This is a genomic window from Kordiimonas sp. (assembly GCF_048260245.1).
In the GTDB taxonomy this organism is placed as follows: Bacteria; Pseudomonadota; Alphaproteobacteria; order Sphingomonadales; family Kordiimonadaceae; genus Kordiimonas.
Genome location: NZ_JBLXGZ010000009.1, coordinates 20,692 through 39,233 on the forward strand (window position 1 = coordinate 20,692; position 18,542 = coordinate 39,233).

19 protein-coding genes and 1 tRNA gene are annotated in these 18,542 nt (G+C 56.1%); 12 read left to right on the plus strand and 8 right to left on the minus strand.

The genetic code is table 11. The features are described from left to right. Positions 1-3: 3 nt before the first annotated feature. From ACN0VM_RS06690 to ACN0VM_RS06705, 4 genes are all read left to right on the plus strand, one after another. Positions 4-1,629 (plus strand): serine hydrolase, encoded by a 1,626-nt coding sequence (locus tag ACN0VM_RS06690; RefSeq protein ID WP_417450089.1) that lies wholly within the window; start codon positions 4-6, stop codon positions 1,627-1,629. A gap of 161 nt (positions 1,630-1,790) precedes the next feature. Further along, a complete protein-coding gene (locus tag ACN0VM_RS06695) occupies positions 1,791-2,051 on the plus strand; it encodes a hypothetical protein (protein WP_417450090.1) in 261 nt (86 codons plus the stop codon). 28 nt (positions 2,052-2,079) lie between these two features. Next, entirely contained in the window at positions 2,080-2,712 is a 633-nt protein-coding gene (locus ACN0VM_RS06700) for a DNA-3-methyladenine glycosylase family protein (protein ID WP_417450091.1), read from the plus strand. 26 nt (positions 2,713-2,738) lie between these two features. Next, a complete protein-coding gene (locus ACN0VM_RS06705; protein WP_417450092.1) occupies positions 2,739-3,194 on the plus strand; it encodes a TIGR01244 family sulfur transferase in 456 nt (151 codons plus the stop codon). An 11-nt stretch (positions 3,195-3,205) separates the two neighbouring features. Here the strand turns inward: ACN0VM_RS06705 and ACN0VM_RS06710 are convergent, their stop codons facing one another. Together ACN0VM_RS06710 and ACN0VM_RS06715 are read right to left on the minus strand one after the other, a co-directional pair. Further along, entirely contained in the window at positions 3,206-3,712 is a 507-nt protein-coding gene (locus ACN0VM_RS06710) for a cupin domain-containing protein (protein WP_417450093.1), read from the minus strand. 105 nt (positions 3,713-3,817) lie between these two features. Beyond that, on the minus strand, positions 3,818-5,881 hold the full coding sequence (locus tag ACN0VM_RS06715; protein WP_417450094.1) for a S9 family peptidase: 2,064 nt from the start codon (positions 5,879-5,881) through the stop codon (positions 3,818-3,820). A gap of 179 nt (positions 5,882-6,060) precedes the next feature. Between ACN0VM_RS06715 and ACN0VM_RS06720 the strand changes: the two genes are divergently transcribed. Together ACN0VM_RS06720 and ACN0VM_RS06725 are read left to right on the plus strand one after the other, a co-directional pair. Then, positions 6,061-7,851: an aminopeptidase P family protein gene (locus tag ACN0VM_RS06720; RefSeq protein WP_417450095.1), complete on the plus strand. Its 1,791-nt coding sequence runs from the start codon at positions 6,061-6,063 to the stop codon at positions 7,849-7,851. 24 nt (positions 7,852-7,875) lie between these two features. Continuing rightward, the gene (locus ACN0VM_RS06725) at positions 7,876-8,592 is read left to right on the plus strand and encodes a metallophosphoesterase (RefSeq protein ID WP_417450096.1); all 717 of its coding nucleotides are present in this window, start codon (positions 7,876-7,878) and stop codon (positions 8,590-8,592) included. 6 nt (positions 8,593-8,598) lie between these two features. Here ACN0VM_RS06725 and ACN0VM_RS06730 read toward each other — a convergent pair whose 3' ends face one another. The 3 genes from ACN0VM_RS06730 to ACN0VM_RS06740 all read right to left on the minus strand — a co-directional run bounded on the left by ACN0VM_RS06730 (position 8,599) and on the right by ACN0VM_RS06740 (position 10,797). Then, positions 8,599-9,027, minus strand: coding sequence for an OsmC family protein (locus ACN0VM_RS06730; RefSeq protein WP_417450097.1), 429 nt, complete (start codon positions 9,025-9,027; stop codon positions 8,599-8,601). 148 nt (positions 9,028-9,175) lie between these two features. Further along, positions 9,176-9,826, minus strand: coding sequence for a glutathione S-transferase (locus ACN0VM_RS06735; protein ID WP_417450098.1), 651 nt, complete (start codon positions 9,824-9,826; stop codon positions 9,176-9,178). Between the two features lie 5 nt (positions 9,827-9,831). Continuing rightward, positions 9,832-10,797 (minus strand): rhodanese-related sulfurtransferase, encoded by a 966-nt coding sequence (locus tag ACN0VM_RS06740; protein WP_417450099.1) that lies wholly within the window; start codon positions 10,795-10,797, stop codon positions 9,832-9,834. A 317-nt stretch (positions 10,798-11,114) separates the two neighbouring features. On the opposite strand from ACN0VM_RS06740, the gene bfr reads away from it, so the two are divergent. Then, on the plus strand, positions 11,115-11,594 hold the full coding sequence (bfr, locus tag ACN0VM_RS06745; protein ID WP_417450100.1) for a bacterioferritin: 480 nt from the start codon (positions 11,115-11,117) through the stop codon (positions 11,592-11,594). A 137-nt stretch (positions 11,595-11,731) separates the two neighbouring features. Here bfr and ACN0VM_RS06750 read toward each other — a convergent pair whose 3' ends face one another. Continuing rightward, positions 11,732-11,923: a (2Fe-2S)-binding protein gene (locus ACN0VM_RS06750; RefSeq protein ID WP_417450101.1), complete on the minus strand. Its 192-nt coding sequence runs from the start codon at positions 11,921-11,923 to the stop codon at positions 11,732-11,734. 218 nt (positions 11,924-12,141) lie between these two features. Between ACN0VM_RS06750 and ACN0VM_RS06755 the strand changes: the two genes are divergently transcribed. The 4 genes from ACN0VM_RS06755 to guaD all read left to right on the plus strand — a co-directional run bounded on the left by ACN0VM_RS06755 (position 12,142) and on the right by guaD (position 16,810). Further along, positions 12,142-12,717 (plus strand): PAS domain-containing protein, encoded by a 576-nt coding sequence (locus ACN0VM_RS06755; RefSeq protein WP_417450102.1) that lies wholly within the window; start codon positions 12,142-12,144, stop codon positions 12,715-12,717. A 233-nt stretch (positions 12,718-12,950) separates the two neighbouring features. Beyond that, positions 12,951-14,168, plus strand: coding sequence for a glycosyltransferase family 4 protein (locus ACN0VM_RS06760; RefSeq protein WP_417450103.1), 1,218 nt, complete (start codon positions 12,951-12,953; stop codon positions 14,166-14,168). 100 nt (positions 14,169-14,268) lie between these two features. Then, complete coding sequence (locus ACN0VM_RS06765; RefSeq protein ID WP_417450104.1) at positions 14,269-15,306, plus strand: hypothetical protein; 1,038 nt, start codon at positions 14,269-14,271, stop codon at positions 15,304-15,306. A 202-nt stretch (positions 15,307-15,508) separates the two neighbouring features. Continuing rightward, the gene (gene guaD / locus ACN0VM_RS06770) at positions 15,509-16,810 is read left to right on the plus strand and encodes a guanine deaminase (RefSeq protein ID WP_417450105.1); all 1,302 of its coding nucleotides are present in this window, start codon (positions 15,509-15,511) and stop codon (positions 16,808-16,810) included. Positions 16,811-16,866: 56 nt separating this feature from the next. On the opposite strand, the gene ACN0VM_RS06775 is transcribed toward guaD, so the two are convergent. Next, positions 16,867-16,943, minus strand: a tRNA-Arg gene (locus ACN0VM_RS06775). 161 nt (positions 16,944-17,104) lie between these two features. Between ACN0VM_RS06775 and ACN0VM_RS06780 the strand changes: the two genes are divergently transcribed. Beyond that, positions 17,105-17,632, plus strand: coding sequence for a hypothetical protein (locus tag ACN0VM_RS06780; protein WP_417450106.1), 528 nt, complete (start codon positions 17,105-17,107; stop codon positions 17,630-17,632). A gap of 7 nt (positions 17,633-17,639) precedes the next feature. Here ACN0VM_RS06780 and ACN0VM_RS06785 read toward each other — a convergent pair whose 3' ends face one another. Continuing rightward, positions 17,640-18,542, minus strand: a complete 903-nt coding sequence (locus ACN0VM_RS06785) for a P1 family peptidase (protein ID WP_417450107.1) — start codon at positions 18,540-18,542, stop codon at positions 17,640-17,642.

Sequence of the window (18,542 nt, forward strand, 5' to 3'; positions counted from 1 at the left end):
GTTGTGAAACGCACCGCCCTTGCCATTCTCTCTGTTTTTTTCCTGAGCTGTGCCGCCAGTGCGCAGGGTGTTGTGTTGCGCGCCGACGAGGTATTGCCGCACCTGAAAGCCGTTACAGCAGACGCCTTTTTTGTCAATGGCTACAATATATATGGCTATACCGACGCGGGCGGTAACGAGGGCCGCGGCCTGCAGCGACTGAAACTGCGGCTCACAGCACTACGGCTCCTTGACGATGGCCATTTATCAATAGACCAGCCCATCAGCCAGCACCTGCCGGAAATTGTGGGCGAGTATCCGTTCAAGGTTGCACTGACCCTGCGTCACCTTCTGACCGGTACCGGCGGGTTCGCCGCTCCCCCTGGCGGGCTTATCAACCCGGACATCTCGCTCCGCTCCTATGCTATCGAAGTACGTACGCCGGGGCATGTCTCGACAGACGATCTTGTCGGAGACGCTGTTCTGACAAAGCTTATAGAACAGGTGACCGGCCTGTCACTGCATGAAGTTTTCAAGCAGCACCTCACCTCCCCGCTGGGCTATCCGCTTGTCCCTGGCCTCGCCCGCGTCCTGCTGTATAATGAAACACCGGACAGGCAGGCTTTCCTGTCCGATGCGCTGTACCGCCTTATTGCCAGTGAAACCTTGTGGCGCCTTCACCCCATGGGTCCCATGCGCAGCGCCGTTGGCGACATTCGCATGGCACACGGACTAAGCTGGCTGGAGATCACCCCCGGCGTCATCGCATTTCCGCGCGAAGGGGTCGTCTTCATTGCCCCAAACCTCACCGCCGGTGAGGAAAATCTGTTCCGCAGCGCGGTCATAGCCGTCGCACGCAACCATTTCCCACCGCGTTCGATACCCGGCCCCCTAGACGAAGCCAGACACTTGGCGCGGCCGAGCGAAGTGGGCGGACGGTACACCTTGTCGGGCAAGCCGTCGGCATGGCTGCAAACCCGGGCGAAGGCCATGGCGCACGACTGGATGGCCCTGCGCGAGGAAAAAGATGGCAGCCTGAATGTCAGCCTTGCCAAAGTACCCAGTCAGGATGCAACGGACACCCCGCGCCCGTTTGATCCCCGCTTTCTGGAGGTTGCCCCCTACCGCTATGAAAACAGGACCGGCAACGTGCTGACGCTCAGCCCATACCGAATGGGCGGATACGCCTATCTGGATGACAGGCTGTTTCACCGTACCGGGCCCTTGGGGCATATGGACCTGATCGCCCGCCTTGTACCGTGGGTGTTTGCAGCCCTCCTGACCGCCGCTCTCCACCTGAAAAGTCCCGTTGGTCGGCCATGGCGGTACATGGCAGCGTTTGCCCTTACGGGCACCGGACTGATCGGTGCTGCGTTGGCTGCGGAATGGTATGTCTGGCCCAGTGTCATGTATGGGTTTGACCTGCCCATCCTTGTCACCTTGTGGCGCGTGGGGTTGAATATCGGGCTGATGCTGATCCTTGCGGTACCGCTTCTGGCTGTCTCATTTGTGCGCCGGGGTCTGTTGCCGGAAAGGGGCGTGGCGTTCATTCTTGCCGGGCCGCATCTGGCCCTTCTCAGCATTGCGGCCATGGCGCTGTTCCTGATCACCGTTGCCCTGGGGCTGGCAGGTAATTTCACGGCGCTTTAAATACGCCTTGCCTTCATAAAGCTGCCGCACTAGGGTCGCGTCCATGACAGATTGCAGTGCCTATAAACGAATGTGGTGGCGAATGATGTCCCCGGTTTCCAAAGGAAGCCGGGACGTATCCGTTCGCATCATCACACCATCGTTTACAGGAGACGCGCGCCATGACCGCGCCTTTGCAAATTGCCAACCGTTTTGACATTCTGATACCCTACAGCCTCGATACGCTTGAGGCGATCCTTACCCATTTTCGTGATACCCCGTTCGATCGCTCGACCGTGCGCACCACAAGGCACGCCGATGGTACCCTTGCAGTGAAAGTGATCGTTGAGCGCTTGGCCGAAGATAAAGCCCGTGCTATCCACGAAGCGCTCAAGAAAAATGACCGGGTGAAGCATGCCCGGCTGGAGCATTTCTGGCCCTGACGGGCGAAAACCACACCAAGGGTAGCACATGGAAAATTTTCACCTTCACGCTGAAGGTATCAAGTCCCGGCTTCTGGAACTCGCGGACCGCGACCCCCATGTGGCACAGGCCGTTGGGCTTGTCGGCATCCCGGCTGCCCGCCACGGCGAACAGGGCTTCCACACCTTCATGCGCGTGATTGTTGGCCAGCAGCTTTCCGTCAAGGCCGCCGCCACCATCCGCGACAGGGTAGAGGCGCTGGTAGGCCCCGGCGCGGGGCCAGCGGATTATGCCCGCGTATCAGACGAAGACCTGCGCGCAGCAGGCCTCAGCCGACAAAAAATTTCCTACGCGCGCTCCTTGTGCGCGGTGGTCGAGGACGGCACGCTGGATATCAACGCCCTGCCCCATATGTCAGACGAAGACGCCATCCTCGCCATCACGGCGGTCAAAGGCCTTGGCGTCTGGTCGGCACATATGTATCTGATGTTCTCGCTCGGTCGGGCAGACATCTGGCCGGTGGGTGATCTTGCGGTGCGCGTCGGCGCAGGACGCATCATCGGGCTTGACGAGCGACCAACCGAGAAACAATGTCAGGAGATCGGGGAGCGCTGGCGCCCCCACCGCAGCGTCATGGCGCTTCTGGCCTGGCATTATTATTCAAACGCCCCGGCAATCTGACGCGCGGGCAACAAGGGGAACAGCTCATGAGCGACTTCAGAATTTTGACCGGCACCGTCGCCGTCTCACCGCAGATTACCACAGCCGATATTGACGAGGCAGCGGAGGCCGGCGTGACGCTGATCATCAACAACCGCCCGGACGGCGAAGAAGCCGACCAGCCGACAAACGATGAGCTCAAGGCTTATGCCAAAACCAAGGGCATCAAGTGGCAGCATATCCCGGTGGCCGGTGGCGCATTGTCGTTTGAGCCCGTAGGCCAGATGGCGGAGTGCATCTTCAGTGCCGAGGGGCCGATTCTCGCCTTCTGCCGGTCGGGCACCCGGTCCTGCACCTTGTGGGCGCTGGCGCAGAACCTGTCGGACGACTATAGCGTTGAAGAGATTATCGGCGCGGCGTCGGATGTCGGCTACGATCTTTCGCACATGGCTGACACGCTTGAGGACCTGAGAAAACAGAAACCCAGCGCCGATAACGACTAGAAAAACGGCAGTTATCCGGCAATGCTGGCGACCGTGGCGCCGTCTTCCCCGTCCCAATAGGTGACGGTGTCTTTGTTGGTATCCTCAAGCAGGAAACGACCGTCAAGCTCCGGTGTGATGCGCACACCGGTCTTGCCGCTGTCTGGGTAGCCTACTACCTCCGGCAACTGTTTGGTAGAGATCGCAAGATACACAAGATCCGCGTCGCCCGTGTTGATCATCTGGTGGGCATGTTCCGGGCCGCCAGGCGCGCTGTAGATATAATCCCCCGGTTTAATGGCATGGACTTGCGCCCCGATACGCACCTTTCCCACGCCCGACAGCACATAAAAATGTTCCTCATTGGCATAATGATGGTGCAACGGGAACGCCGCCTTGCCCGGCGGCACCGTGGTGACATTGGCACCAATCTGTTGCGCCCCCACGGCAGCGGCGAGATGGCTCATGCTGGCTTCAAAATATTCGCCGTCCGCAACCCTTGTGGTCTCAGCATCGGCTTTGTTAATGATCGGTTTCATCGTTTTGGCCCTTTTCATATGTTATTCCGCATGCGGAACAATAATAAAAGCTGGATACTCGAAACTCACCGAACCCCTTTCCCAATCAGCCGGTTGGGAAACGTATCACGCCAATCCAAAAGCCATCAGGATGAAAACATATTCTTCCGCCACTTCATGAAACCGTTCAAACCGGCCTGACTTGCCACCATGGCCCGCGCCCATGTTGATTTTCATCAACAAGAGATTGTCGTCCGTTTTGGTCGCCCGCAATTTGGCGGTCCACTTGGCCGGTTCCCAATAGGTCACGCGCGGGTCATTCAGCCCACCGGTGACCAGCATGGGCGGGTAATCCTTCGCCTCAATGTTCGAATAGGGGCAATAGGCCGCGATGGTCTCATATGCCGCCTTGTCCGCAAGCGGGTTGCCCCATTCCGGCCACTCAATGGGCGTCAGCGGCAGGTCGGCATCCAGCATGGTGTTGAGCACATCGACAAATGGTACATGCAGCACGGCGGCTGTAAACAGCTCCGGCGCCTGGTTGACCACCGCGCCCATCAGCTCACCGCCCGCGCTGCCACCCGATACGGAGATACCGCCCTTCGCCGCGTATCCGTCATCGGTAAGGAAGCGGGCCACGTCGACAAAGTCGTTGAAGGTGTTGGTGCGCTTTTCAAGCTTGCCGTCTTCGTACCAGCCGTAGCCCAATTCGTCACCGCCCCGAATATGCGCGATAGCATAAGCAAAACCCCGGTCGAGAAGCGACAGGCGCGCAGCGGAGAAAGACGGGCTCATGCCAAGGCCGTACGCCCCGTAACCATAGAGATGCAGCGGCGCACCCGTGCCCTTCTTCCAGTCCTTCCGGTAGACAATGCTGACCGGCACCATCACGCCGTCGCGCGCTGCCACCATCAGGCGTTCTGACGCATAAGCCGTGCGGTCGTAGCCTGATGGAATTTCCTGTTCCTTGCGGCGGATTAATTCACCTGTGGCAAGGTCATAGTCAAACACCGTGGGTGGGGTGACAAGGCTTGAGTAACCAAGCCGGATATGGTCCGGCACATATTCCGCATTGGTGCCAAGGCCAACCTCATAAACAGGTTCGGGAAACTCAATATAGCTGTCGCCACCATCTGCCGTCAGCAGGCGGATCTGGTCCAGCCCGTCCTTGCGTTCCTCAATAGCCAAGAGGCCCTGAAACGCCTGCATTCCTGTGAGATAATGGCGGTCATCGCCTGCCAGCACCAGTTGCCATTTGTCTTCCTGCATGTCGCCGTCATCGGCGCGGTAAACGCAGAAATTTTTATGGGCGCGGTTGGAACGGAAATAAAAACCCTCATTGCCATGCTCGACCGTATAGTCGTGCCCTGCCCGGCGCGGCACCACGACGGCTGGCGTGCCCTCGGGCGTATTCAGCTTCAGGATGTGGTTTTCCGCCGTCACATGGTCGGCACTGCGGATGGTCAAATACTGACGGTCGCTGGTGCGGCTGATATGAACAAAAAAACTGCTGTCTTTTTCCTCAAACACCACGCGGTCTTCGGCCTGCCCCAGTGTGTGGAACCACACCTTGTAGGGCCGCCATTCCTTAGAGACCTCAACATAAAAGAAGCCGCTGCTGTCTGCTGCCCAGATGATCTCACCCGAGGTCTCCGTGATCTCGTCCTTGAGCAGTTTACCGCTGTCCAGCTCACGCACCTGTAGGGTAAAACGCTCAGAGCCGTTTTTATCCGCGCTATAGGCGAGGTAGCGCCCGCAAGGGCTGACGCTGAGGCCACCGAGGCGGTAAAACTCCGCGCCTTCGGCTTCTGTCACCTCATCAAGCAGCACGTCCCAATCATCCGCGCCCACGGGCCTTCTGTACCATGTGCGGTACTCCGCGCCCTTGGCGAATGCCCAGCGGTATTCGAAGGCGCCATTTTTCCACGGTACACTTTCATCATCTTCTTTCTGACGACCCTTTATCTCTTCAAACACCGCATCCAGCAATTTTTCCTGCGGTTTCATCACCGCTTTGAAATAGCTGTTTTCCTCGGTCAGATAGCCGAGGATTTCCTCGTCCTTCACTTCAGGGTAGCCCGGGTCCTTCAGCCAGAAATAGGGGTCTGTGATCGTAAAGCCATGATGACTTGCGCTATAGTCTTTGGTGTTGGCCATAGGGGCTTTGGGGCTTGCGGGTGTTTTCAGCATACAGTGAGGTCCGTCCTTTTATTGATGCCCTAGCTCTAGGGGGCAGGGAGAAGCCTGTAAAGGGCTTACATTCTTGCTGCACCGCGTCAACGCTGCCCCTTGTCAAAAGGGGGGTGGCCTGCCATGTAGACGCCAGAATATATGTGTATGAGTAAGCTGAAATCCAAGGAGACGATACCGTGAGTGAGCACAAGGACCGCCTGAACGCCCTGCGCGCCGAGCTGAAATCCCGCAAGCTGGATGGCTTTGTGTTGCCGCTGACGGATGAACATATGAGCGAATATGTCGGCGCTTACGCGGGCCGTCTCGACTATATCACCGGTTTCACCGGGTCTGCGGGCAATGGTGTGGTGCTGCTGGATAAGGCGGCGGTGTTCATTGACGGACGTTACACCATTCAGGCTGCGGCCGAGCTGGACCCGGCCTTGTTTGAGCATCATCTGTTCACCAAACTACCGCTTCTGAAGTGGACGACCGACAACCTACCAAAAGGTGCGCGGCTTGGCTATGACCCCGAGCTTACCACCGTGGGCTGGGAAGACGCCGCACGCAAAGCCTGCGCGCGCAAAGGCGTTGAGCTTGTCGCCGTGGACAGTAACCCGGTAGACACCGTGTGGGCCGACCAGCCGTCCGAGCCCATGGCACCCGCCGTGCCGCACGACAGCAAATACGCGGGCCAGGACACGCGCGAGAAACGGGCTAAAGTTGCGGCTGAGCTGAAAGAAGCGGGCGCTGACGCTGCCGTCATCACCATGCTCGATAGTGTGGCTTGGGCTTTCAACATTCGCGGCAAGGACGTCATGAACACGCCCGTCACCCACGCCTTCGCCGTCATGAACGCCGATGAAACCGCCACGCTTTTCATTAATGAGAAAAAGGTAACGTCCGAACTGAAACAGCATCTGGGCAACAGCGTGCAGGTTGAGCCGCGTGACGCATTCTATGACACGCTGGCCAAACTGGGCACGAACGGCAAATCCGTGCTGGTGGACCCGGCAACCAACAACGCCAAGGTGTTCAAAACGCTGCGCGATGCGGGCGCGAAGCTCATCGAAGGTGCGGACCCCTGCATTCTGCCCAAGGCGGTCAAGAACGAGACAGAACAGCAGGGCGCGCGCGACTGTCATATCCGGGACGGGGCAGCGGTCAGCGAATTCCTGCACTGGATCTCGGTTGAGGCGCCCAAAGGTACGGTCGACGAGATGAAAGCCGTGCAAAAACTGTGGCAATGCCGTGAAAGCCATGGTGGCCTGAAGGACAAAAGCTTCGACACCATCTCGGGCGCAGGGCCAAACGGCGCCATCGTGCATTACCGGGTATCCGAAAAAACCAACCGCCCCTTGAAGGTGGATGAGATTTATCTGGTCGACAGTGGCGGACAATATCTTGACGGCACGACCGACATCACCCGCACGGTGATTGTGGGCACACCAACGGCTGAGATGAAAGACCGCTTCACCCGTGTGCTGAAGGGCCATATCGCGCTCTCTACAATGCGATTCCCCGAGGGCACGCCGGGCATGGCGCTTGACGCAATAGCACGCCGCCCCTTGTGGGCCATTGGCTGCGACTATGACCACGGCACCGGGCACGGTGTGGGCTCGTTCCTTGCGGTGCACGAAGGCCCGCAGCGCATCGCCAAATACTCCAGCGATATCTGGCTTCAACCCGGCATGATCCTTTCCAACGAGCCAGGCTATTATAAGGAAGGTTCCTACGGTATCCGCATCGAGAACCTTATTCTGGTCAAAAAGGTTGAGGAAAATACCGAGCGTGAGATTTACGAGTTTGAAAACCTCACTTGGGTGCCGATCGACCGCAACCTTGTCGAAGCCTCGCTCCTCGACGATGTAGAGTTGAAATGGCTGAACGACTATCATGCCAAGGTTTTTGAGCTGGTCAGCCCCCATGTGGACGAGGCCACTCGCAACTGGCTTCAGGTGCAAACAGCCCCCATCATGGTGATGTAGGGCTTCCGCTAAACAGAGGATTTTTTGGCAAAGTCAGACCATACGTCAGGCCATATGGTCCTGCCCCCTAACACACGGGGACGGGACTATCTGCTGGGTGATCTGCACGGCTGTGTGGATGCCCTCGAAGAGGCAATGAAACTTGTAAGCTTCGACCCTGAGGTTGACCGCATCATTGCCGTGGGTGACCTGATCGACCGTGGACCCCGGTCGCTGGACGCCCTGAAACTGGCACGCCAGCCGTGGTTTTTCTCGACCCTTGGCAACCATGAAATCATGATGCTGGAGGCTGACGACCAGCGCACACGTCTGATGTGGCAGCAGAACGGTGGCGAATGGTTCTACGAGCTGACGCCCCATAGTCAGGAGGTCAGCCTTGCCATCGTGGAAACACTGCCCCATGCCATAACGCTGGAGCAGGAGGACGGCACCTGCATTGGCATCTGTCACGCCGAATGGCCAGCTGATAACTGGCGCGACATTGAAGAAATACTGGAAGTACCCTGGATGCGGCAACAGATGCTTTGGGGTCGGACCGTGCTCACGCAGCATGAAGTCCGCGTTGATCCTGGCGCAGCACTCACCGTGCATGGCCATACGCCGCTCAAGACACCAACCCGGCTTGGCAGCGCCCTGTTCATTGACACCGGTTGTGTACACGGCGGGAAATTGACCTTGATCGCTGTGAACGACGCACTCACATACCCCGAGCTTGGCCGCAAGCGCGTGCCACTATACTGAGGCCGTTTACTCGGCCTCGCGGATTTCAAAGCCTGTGGTAATGGCCGCCAGCGCGCCAAGCTGAACGGATGCCGAACAGTATTTTTCTTTCGACAGGCGAATAGCACGTTCCACATGTTTGGCATCCACGTCCGCGCCTGTGATAACAAAATGCATATGGATTTTTGTGAAGTGGCGCGGGTGCTCTTCTGCGCGTTCACTTGTCAGCTCAACCCAGCAGTCGGTCACTTTTTGCCGTGCTTTTTGCAAGATCATCATCACATCGATGGATGAACAGCCGCCCGCACCCAATAACAGCATTTCCATCGGACGGATGCCATGGTCGCGGCCGCCATTGTCGGCCCCGGCATCCATCACCACTGCATGGCCGGATACACTTTCGCCCACGAAGGTCATGTCGCCTGCCCATTTTACCCGTGCGATTCTATCTGCCATTTCGCTGCTCCCTGTGATAAACTTTAACTGCTTGTAGCCCCTTGCACATGCCTGTGCAATATCTTGCACATATCCTGCTCAGATATGGCACAGAATCGCCGTTTTGTTGCACAGATCCTGCACAGGTGTGCAATCTATATTTCGCGTTTTACGGGAATTTATAGTCCGCATCACCGGGTTGCCATTGCGGGTATTTTTTCATCACTGACTTGAAAAATTCGCTGGCGACAAAGGCCTCCAACCACGCCCTGACACGGGGGTAAGGCGCCGCCTCCCACCAGCCTCTGGCTGCGCCGGAAAACTGACGAATGAAGGGCAAAACAGCGTAGTCTGCCAAGCTTGCCTTATGGCCAAAAAGCCAGCTATTGTGCGCCAGACGCTCTTCCAGCGTAGCCAAAAACACCTCGGCCCCCGCCCGGTGCTCAAGCGGATCTACATCCTCATAACGCGTGGCATATTTGAAACGGTCCAGATGGTGTTTGAAGTCACCGTCGTTCAGCTTGACCAGCGCCAGCATGTCCTCAAGACTGCCGCTATCCGGGTTCAGCCACCCCTCAGGGTCAGCCTGCGTCAGCGCCCAGCGCATGACATCAAGACTTTCGTCAATGACTTCGCTGGCGCCAAACACTAACACCGGCACGGTACCTTTGGGGGAAGCCGCCAAAAGCGCCGCCGGCTTGTCCCTCAGCACCACTTCCCTGAGGCCAACCGTCACGCCCGCAGCCTTGATCGCCAGCCGGGCCCGCATGGCATAGGGGCAACGGCGGAAGCTATAAAGGATGGGGCGAGCATCGGTCACAGGTTTCAGCTTTCCTTCATCTCAAGTGATTGTTCCACATCGGCATTTTGTGCCCGAGGCTTGGTAATTCCTATGTGCTTCTCGCCGCGCTGCTTTGCCAGCATGATCTGTCTTTGACGTTCTGCGAAACGCTCTTTCTGCTCTTCCGTTGTCTCTTCATGACAGTATGGGCAGCTCACGCCTTCAACAAACTCGGGCAACGCCATCTCTTCCTCTGACACCGGGCGGCGGCAGGCGCGGCACATGTGATAGTCGCCCGGCTCCAGCCCGTGGCGTACGGAAACGCGCTCGTCAAACACAAAACAGTCGCCTTCCCAAAGGCTTGCTTCCTCTGGCACTTCCTCAAGGTATTTCAGAATACCACCTTCGAGGTGGTAGACCTCGTCATAACCTTGCTCTTTCATATAAGCTGTTGATTTTTCACAGCGAATACCGCCAGTGCAGAACATCGCGACTTTAGGCTTTTTCAACAGATCCTTGTTCTCAGCCGCCCACGAAGGGAACTCGCGGAAGGATTTGGTCTTGGGGTCAACCGCCCCTTTGAAGGTGCCGATAGCGACCTCATAGTCATTGCGGGTATCAACCACAATGGTGTCCGGGTCCGAGATCAGGGCGTTCCAGTCGCCGGGTTTCACATAGGTGCCAACGGTACGGTTGGGATCCACCCCCTCCACGCCCATGGTGACAATTTCCTTCTTAAGCCGCACTTTCATGCGCAGGAATGGCGCCTTGTCGGCCCAGCTTTCCTTGTGCACGAGGCCTTCAAAGGCCGGAATAGTGCGCAGGTAGGCCAGCACACGCCTCAGCCCATCTTCCGGACCAGCAATGGTGCCGTTGATGCCTTCGGCGGCAAGTAGCAGGGTGCCCTTGACGTTGTTTTCAATGCAGATTTCAGTGATAGGCGCCTGCAGCGCTTCATACTCCGGCAACCTCACAAACTTATAGAGGGCCGCAACCAGATAGTTCGACATGTCTTTTCCATTTCAGTTAGCCGACTCGCAAAGCCGGGTCCAAAAAATCGCGTGCCTTATACAGGGCTTGGCCTCCGTTGTAAAATGCCGGGACCAATGCGCAATTTTTCCACTAAACAGGGCATCCTGCGCACAGGCATTTCGCTGCGAATGATAATCAGACTAATTCTGCATTAAATAGCGTAAAAACCCTTTTATTTCATGATATTAATAAGAGTTAGCAACTAGGGAAAAGGCTTGGAAATATGCCCTGCTGCGCCTATAGTGGCACGCAATCAGCGATAGTGGTCGCAGCGACATACTGAAGGAGGTTCGTCATGAAAGGCGACAAAAAAGTCATCCAGTTTCTCAACGTGATTCTGAAAAACGAACTCACGGCCATCAACCAGTATTTCCTGCATTCACGTATGCTCAAGGACTGGGGCATGAAAAAACTGGCTGACAAGGAATATGAAGAATCCATCGACGAGATGAAACACGCCGATAGCCTCATCGAGCGCATCCTTTTCCTGGAAGGTCTGCCAAACCTGCAGGATCTTGGTAAGCTGATGATCGGCGAGGACGTTAAGGAAATCCTCGAGTGCGACCTCAAGATGGAACATACTGCCCATAAGGATCTCAAGGAAGCAATCGCACACTGCGATGACGTGCGGGATTATGTCTCTCGTGAGCTTCTGGAAGATATCCTCGAATCCGAAGAAGAGCACATCGACTGGCTGGAAACCCAACTCGGCCTTCTTGAGAAGATGGGTTACCAGAATTATGTTCAGCTACAGTCTCCATCCGCCGACGACTGAACTGCACGGGTTTCCTGCCTATATCCCGGCGGCAAACGGCCTGTAGTTGCCATTAAAAAAGCCACCGCAACAGCGGTGGCTTTTTCGTTCCCCAATCATACACCCTCAGGTGTTCCGATCTGTGATCCTTCGGCGGTCTACTCGGCAGCAAGTACCCGCCGGGACGGCATCTCTTCTTCCACCACGCTGGTGGCACAATCGTGGCAGGCTCCGCAGCAAAAACCATTGCCGAGCGACAGGTAGACTTCTTCAGCCGTGTTCACCCCGCCTTCGCGCACTGCGGTACGGATTTCACGGTCTGTATAACCATTACACAAGCATACATACATGGGCGTTTGCTCTCTGCGATTGCGAACAATTCGCAGTATCAATACCGCACAAAAGCCAGCCGGTCAAGTGAAACTCGCACTCAGCATAGGTTACCGGCGTTACCGCGCCTGGCAAACTTCCCGCCTCCACAGTCCGAATGATAGGTGCCATACGGCTAATATCTTGCTATTATTCTTCTAATTTGAAGCGCTTCGGCGCCGGGAAGCTTAATACGCCTATGACAACAGTAAGAAAAAACCTGATCATGACACAGGATGCTCCGGCACTCCTTGAACCAGCGCTTCACGAACTCTGGCGCTATTGGCAGCAGTTGCGGACAGCGAACAGCAACAGTCTGCCCCAAAAGGTAGCTCTTCAAATAGCCGGCCTGCGTACAGTCTTGCCCAATATTGTGTTAAGCGAACATGTAAACGCGGACACTGTTCTCATTCGACTGGCCGGTTCCGCGGTGGAAGCGATGACCAACCGCACGCTTTCCGGGGTCAATCTGCTTGATCTCACGCCACCTGAACAACGCACGCGTATCGGAAAGGTCTATAAAAACCTGTTCTCTATGCCTTGCGGTTTCTACATTTCAGAGACCATACGCATAGACGACGGCAAAAAATTCATTCTGTCTGCACTTGTGTTGCCACTCGCCGATAAAAAAGGCGTGCCGTGCTTTACCGTGGGTCAATATGCAGTATCCAGAAACGGCTTTGAAGAGGCTTCTTATCAAGGCGGCGCGGTGATAGAACACCGGCAGATTGATCAGTTCGGATATATTGATATCGGCCACGGTACACCCTCATAGGTTTAGCCAGCACCTACACCGTCACAAAAAATGCTGCCGTATTTTTGCCATTTCCTCATGTTGCTATTCTCTGATGTGATGACACATATTTTATTTGGTTCATCAAATTTTCAAAAAGCGCTGCCACGAGGAACTGCGGGGAGAAAACAACACCACACATTTCCCCGATATTGCGCGCCAGTTTATGTTAGACTTCTGAAGGTCCCTCGTTTCTATTCCTTCAGTTTCGGGAAATGGATATGCCGTTCGAGACCCACAACCTACGCCCAAAGCGAATCGCTTTATTTTCCGGTAATTACAATTACGTCATGGATGGCCCCGTGCGAGCCCTCAATCACCTTGTCGGCTTTCTTGAAAAGCTGGGTATTGAGGTCTTGGTGTTTGCGCCAACAGCAAAGGAAGCCGCCTTCCGTCACAATGGTACTTTGGTCTCTGTGCCATCAGTTGCACTGCCCGGCAGCCGTAGCGAATATCGTTTGGGCTTACGTCTGCCGCGACGGATCAAAAGGCAACTTGAGGCTTTCGAACCCGATCTGGTGCATCTTGCCGCCCCTGATATTATAGGCTGGCGGGCGCTAAACTGGGCCAAGGCTCACAAAGTACCGGCGGTTGCATCCTTTCACACCCGGTTCGATACATACCCGCGATACTATCATATGGCCTGGCTGGAAAAATATGTAACGGCCATCATGCGTCGGTTTTATCACCGTTGTGAGCAGGTATATGTTCCCAGTGACTGCATGAAAACCATCCTTGCCGACCAAGACATGGCAAAGGATCTGCGTATCTGGAGCCGGGGCATAGACACCGCACAGTTTAACCCCGAACGCCGTGACATGGCATGGCGCCGGTCTCTGGGCATTGCAAACGATGAGATCGTCATTGCCTTTGTCGGACGCCTGGTGCTGGAGAAAGGCTTGGGTGTTTTTGCCGATACGCTTGATGAGCTAAAGCGTCGAGGGGTGCCGTATAAAGCACTGATCGTCGGCGATGGCCCGGAAAGAGACAGCTTTACAGAGCGCCTGCCATCCGCTGTCTTCACCGGTTACCTACAGGGCGATGAACTTGCCCGCGCCTACGCAAGCAGCGACATTTTCTTCAATGCCAGCATTACTGAAACCTTTGGCAATGTCACCCTTGAGGCCATGGCTTCAGCTGTGCCTGCCGTATGCGCAGATGCTACCGGGAGCCGTTCACTGGTAACCTCGGGTGAGACCGGCTTTCTGGTAGAGCCCGGAAACATTAACGCCTTCGCCGACAAGCTGGCACTTCTCATCACAGACACGCAACTGCGAGAAGGTCTGGCCAAAGCCAGCTATGCCGCCGGGCGGGACCGAACCTGGAACGCAGTCCTCAGTCGGCTACTCAATAACTATACCGAGGCGATCGCACAGTATCCCGAACGCAACTGGAGACGAGACGGGCGCAGGGATCTATCGGCCGCAGAATAAATGAAAGCCAGCCCAAACACTAATGTTTGACGCCTCCGCTCGAGTGCGCAATACAACAGGCGTTTCAGCCACCCTTTTGTCCAGACATGGGTGGCCATAATTGGCAAACTACGAAGGCAACCGCGTGCAGGCTATCAGAAACCTCTTTACTACCGAAGCATTTGAACGCGTACGGGCGAACCGTGCACTCATGGTCCTTCTCAAAGGCCTGCAAATGCTTTTTATGGTTGCAGTGATCTTTTATCTGGCAAGTAAGCTGGCCGCAGTCGGCTGGCAGGAGGTCTGGTCTTCGCTGCCGTCCACGCCGTGGTTTTACATTATCTTTGCCCTGATGTTTTTCGCCTTCCCCGTTGCGGAACTATTGATTTATCGCTTGATGTGGGGCGTGGATTTCAGGGGACAGTTTGGTGTTTTTGTCCGCAAGCGAGTGTATAATTACGCTGTGCTCAGTTACTCCGGTGAAGCCTATATGGCCTTCTGGGCCCGGCGCAGGCTGGACCTGAAAGATCGTTTCATATTCTCCACCATCAAAGATAGCAATATCCTCTCGGGGCTCGCCTCCAATAGCTTCACCGTCATTATGCTTGCGATCTTCTTTATGACAGGTCAACTCAGCATCATTACCAGCGCAGACCCCAGCTACGAGAGTTATCTTGTTCTGGCTGTGCTTGTTGGTGTCATCCTCGTACCTGTGGTTCTGCGCTTCAGGAAACACATCATTTCACTGAAACCCAAGGTCGCCAAAAGAGTCTTTCTTATTCACCTGACGAGGCTGGTGCTCCTTCTGGTTTTGCAGACATTGCAGTGGAGCGTGGTCCTGCCCGATGTACCCCTCAACATGTGGTTCCTGTTCCTCACCGCCCAACTCGTGTTAACCCGCGTGCCCTTGCTCCCGAACACGGACCTTCTGGTGGCAGGCCTCGGGCTGACACTTATGGGCTATGTCAATGCCCCGCAAGCGACCCTTGCCAGTATGTTTCTGGCCGCTGGCGCCATGTCGCAGGTTATGAATTTCGCGGCTTTCCTTGCCACCTCTGTCAGGCTCTATGCGCCGCGCCAACGCCCAACAGCCAACGAGGAACCCCCAGAAGAAGAACTTGGCCTTGATGGAGGGAAAGTCTCGGCGAAGTCCCCATAAACAACTGGTGCTGCACGAAAAAATGCAGGGAAGAAGCCCGACAATAACGCTTGGTTTTTCCTATATTGCACCGTAAGCTGACCATATGGTCAGGATTTGTCATACCATGGCTGGCCGCGCCTGACGGGCGTAAAGCCGAACGGTGAGCGCCTGCGTGATGATAGGCGCGCAACAAGCCAAAATGTAAAACAGGGTGAATGCTGTGTCTTTAGTCGCATATACAGGCGCCATCTTCCATATGATCGATGATCCCGCTGTGGTCGGGGCAGACGAATGCCACGAGCATCTGGCTGACGGCTTGCTGTTGGTGGAAGATGGCCATGTAAAAGCGGTAGGCGACCGCCGGGTCCTACAGGACAATTTACCAGCGGATACTCCTATCGTTTCCTTCGGCAGCAACCTGATCACACCCGGCTTTATCGACACCCATATACATTTCCCACAGCTTGATATGATTGCCTCGCATGGTGAACAACTGCTCGACTGGCTGGAGCGTTACACCTTTCCGGAAGAAGCCAAATTTGCAGACCCGGCGCATGCCACGGAATGTGCAGAATTTTTCGTCAAAGAGTTGCTAAGGTGTGGCACCACAAGTGCGCTTGTCTACGGTTCCGCGCACAAACAATCGGTCGAGGCACTTTTTGTCGCAGCTTACCGCCGCAATATGCGGCTTATTGCAGGTAAGGCTTTGATGGATCGCAACGTGCCTGCAAATGTGCGCGATACCGCCAGAGGCAGCGACAGAGACAACCGCGACCTGATCGACATCTGGCACGGCAAGGGGCGCATCGGCTACGCGATCACGCCCCGTTTCGCGCCGGCCTGTTCTGACGAGCAACTCACCCTCGCGGGTGAGCTACTGGCGGAGCATCCGAGCGTGCTGATGCATACACACCTCTCGGAAAATACCCGCGAAATTGACTGGGTGAAAAATCTATATCCAAAGGCGAAACACTATCTGGACGTATATGCCCGTTTCGGGTTGCTGACCAACCGCAGCGTCTTTGCGCACTGTATCCACCTTGAGGGCGAAGAGTTCCAGCGCATCGCAGAAGCTGACGCCGCCATCAGCTTTTGCCCCACATCAAACCTGTTTCTGGGAAGCGGGCTTTTTAATCTGGCAGAAGCTGAAAAACACGGTGTAAAGGTTGGCCTTGGCACTGATGTGGGCGCCGGCACAAGTTTCTCTGTGCTGCAAACCATCAATGAGGCGTATAAGGCTTGCCAACTACGAGGACAGGGGCTTGAACCATTCAAAGCCTTCTATCTTGCGACCCTTGGCGGCGCAAAGGCTCTGCACATCGCAGACAAGGTCGGGAACTTCCTTCCCGGCAAGGAAGCCGATTTTATTGTGCTTGATAAAGCGGCTACGCCACTGCTTGCGCGCCGCCTTGCACACTGTAAAGGCATCGAAGAGGCACTTTTTGTCCTGGCGATGTTAGGGGATGACCGCGCCGTCAGCCACACCTATATAGCGGGTGAGTTATTGCACCGCCGGGGCTGAGCCCGTTTCAGCAGTCAGTCAACTCAATGATTTCGTGATTTTTTGGTGTTTTTGATTGGTGCACCGGGGAGGATTCGAACCCCCGGCCCCCAGATTCGTAGTCTGGTGCTCTATCCAGCTGAGCTACCGGTGCAAGCCATCAAAACAGTCGCGCAACCCAGTGTGATTGCGGTGTGCGGCGCAACCTAATCAGATTAAATTTATATTGCAAGCCAGAAATCCGTTTTTCTTGTTTCTGCCACAAATCCAGCGTAGCGTACACATCGCAAACACCCGGAAAACAAGGCTTTTACCGTGATAATTGACCTAAAATATGTTTCAATTTTTATCGCCCTGACCGCCTTGGGCGCCTGTTCGCATCAGGACGGAGAATGGCCGAATCTTTCCGACCCCCTTCCTGACACCGCAGATAGAAATCGCCCCGATACATCTGCGGTTACACCGAACGTCAAACCACCCGCTCCAGTCCGCCCCGCACTCAGCGGGGAAGCAATCGCTTTACCGGACAAAGACCCACTGCCGCAATCCGAATCCGCCGCCATGTCCCTGCTTGACGAGATTAAAAAAAACCTTAGGGAAGAGACGCTAGCCTACCGGCAGGCTGTTGCCAGACTGGGCACGGCAGACACCGACAAACTGCAGGATATGTGGTTTAGTGCACAGCTCGCGCTCACCCGGCTCAGCCGGACCGCCTCAAGACTGGACCCTTTGCTGGAAATGGACATGCCAACTGTGAAAAGCGCGGCAGAAGCAGAAGCCGATATCATAGAGCGTTTTGTGGTGGGAGAACGACAGCGACTGGCAGAAAGTGAGCCCCAATAACCGGCAGCTACCCGGCCGCAGTGTTCACGGCTTTTTCAACCGCGCGCACCAGGCAATCGGCCGCAAGCGTACCGGCGACCGCCAAGGTGCCGGGCAGATCACCGGATATGGCCTGTGCACCGGTTGCCAAAGCAAAAACCGTATCGCCGTCATAAGGCGTGTGCACCGGCTTGATGCTGCGCGCCAAGCCGTCCTGCGCCATGATCGCCAGCCGCCGGCACGCGGCCTTGTCGAGATCAAGGTTGGTAGCAACCACCGCGATGGTGGTATTGGTGCCCACCAAGCCAACCTTCGGCAGGTTCACAGCACCAACATTGGCCGCTTCTTCTGTCCCAGCGCTGCCAAAACTGTTCACCGCGACAAGCGCGGCGACGACCATACCGTCTTCCGTCACATAACTTGCGCTGCCGACACCGCCTTGCACACCACCTGCCCGCGCCCCAAAACCGGCACCAACCCGCCCTTGCGTCACCTCATAGCTCAGCGCCTCCACGGCATCAATGCCTAGCTGGCGATATGGCGGGTCCATGCCCCAGTCCTTGTCGCCACCGTTGGTGAGATCAAAAAGAATTGCCGCTGGCACCACCGGCACCGCCTGCGGTGCGATCGCCAAGCCAATACCCTTGTGCGAGAGCGCTGCTGTCACGCCGTCTGCCGCAGCCAGACCCAACACCGAACCGCCTGACAACACCACGGCGTGGGCGTGGGTGATAAGGCAAGTAGGATCCAGCGCTTCGGTTTCCCGCGTACCTGGGGCGCCGCCTCTAACATCGACACCCATCGCCGCCGGTCTATCGGGGACAACGACGGTAACGCCAGTACGGGCGTCCGCATCATGCGCCTGCCCTACTTTAAGCCCAGCAACATCCGTCAGCGAATCGGTCGGTCCAGGCACTGCCTTGATATGCAT

Excerpts from the sequence above, each read along its gene's own strand:
- ACN0VM_RS06740 (WP_417450099.1), bottom strand. The coding sequence starts at position 10,797 with ATGTCGAACTATCTGGTTGCGGCCCTCTATAAGTTTGTGAGGTTGCCG.
- bfr (WP_417450100.1), top strand. The coding sequence starts at position 11,115 with ATGAAAGGCGACAAAAAAGTCATCCAGTTTCTCAACGTGATTCTGAAA.
- ACN0VM_RS06705 (WP_417450092.1), top strand. The coding sequence starts at position 2,739 with ATGAGCGACTTCAGAATTTTGACCGGCACCGTCGCCGTCTCACCGCAG.
- ACN0VM_RS06730 (WP_417450097.1), bottom strand. The coding sequence starts at position 9,027 with ATGGCAGATAGAATCGCACGGGTAAAATGGGCAGGCGACATGACCTTC.
- ACN0VM_RS06755 (WP_417450102.1), top strand. The coding sequence starts at position 12,142 with ATGACAACAGTAAGAAAAAACCTGATCATGACACAGGATGCTCCGGCA.
- ACN0VM_RS06710 (WP_417450093.1), bottom strand. The coding sequence starts at position 3,712 with ATGAAACCGATCATTAACAAAGCCGATGCTGAGACCACAAGGGTTGCG.
- ACN0VM_RS06760 (WP_417450103.1), top strand. The coding sequence starts at position 12,951 with ATGGATATGCCGTTCGAGACCCACAACCTACGCCCAAAGCGAATCGCT.
- ACN0VM_RS06700 (WP_417450091.1), top strand. The coding sequence starts at position 2,080 with ATGGAAAATTTTCACCTTCACGCTGAAGGTATCAAGTCCCGGCTTCTG.
- ACN0VM_RS06695 (WP_417450090.1), top strand. The coding sequence starts at position 1,791 with ATGACCGCGCCTTTGCAAATTGCCAACCGTTTTGACATTCTGATACCC.
- ACN0VM_RS06785 (WP_417450107.1), bottom strand. The coding sequence starts at position 18,542 with ATGCATATCAAGGCAGTGCCTGGACCGACCGATTCGCTGACGGATGTT.
- ACN0VM_RS06750 (WP_417450101.1), bottom strand. The coding sequence starts at position 11,923 with ATGTATGTATGCTTGTGTAATGGTTATACAGACCGTGAAATCCGTACC.
- ACN0VM_RS06715 (WP_417450094.1), bottom strand. The coding sequence starts at position 5,881 with ATGCTGAAAACACCCGCAAGCCCCAAAGCCCCTATGGCCAACACCAAA.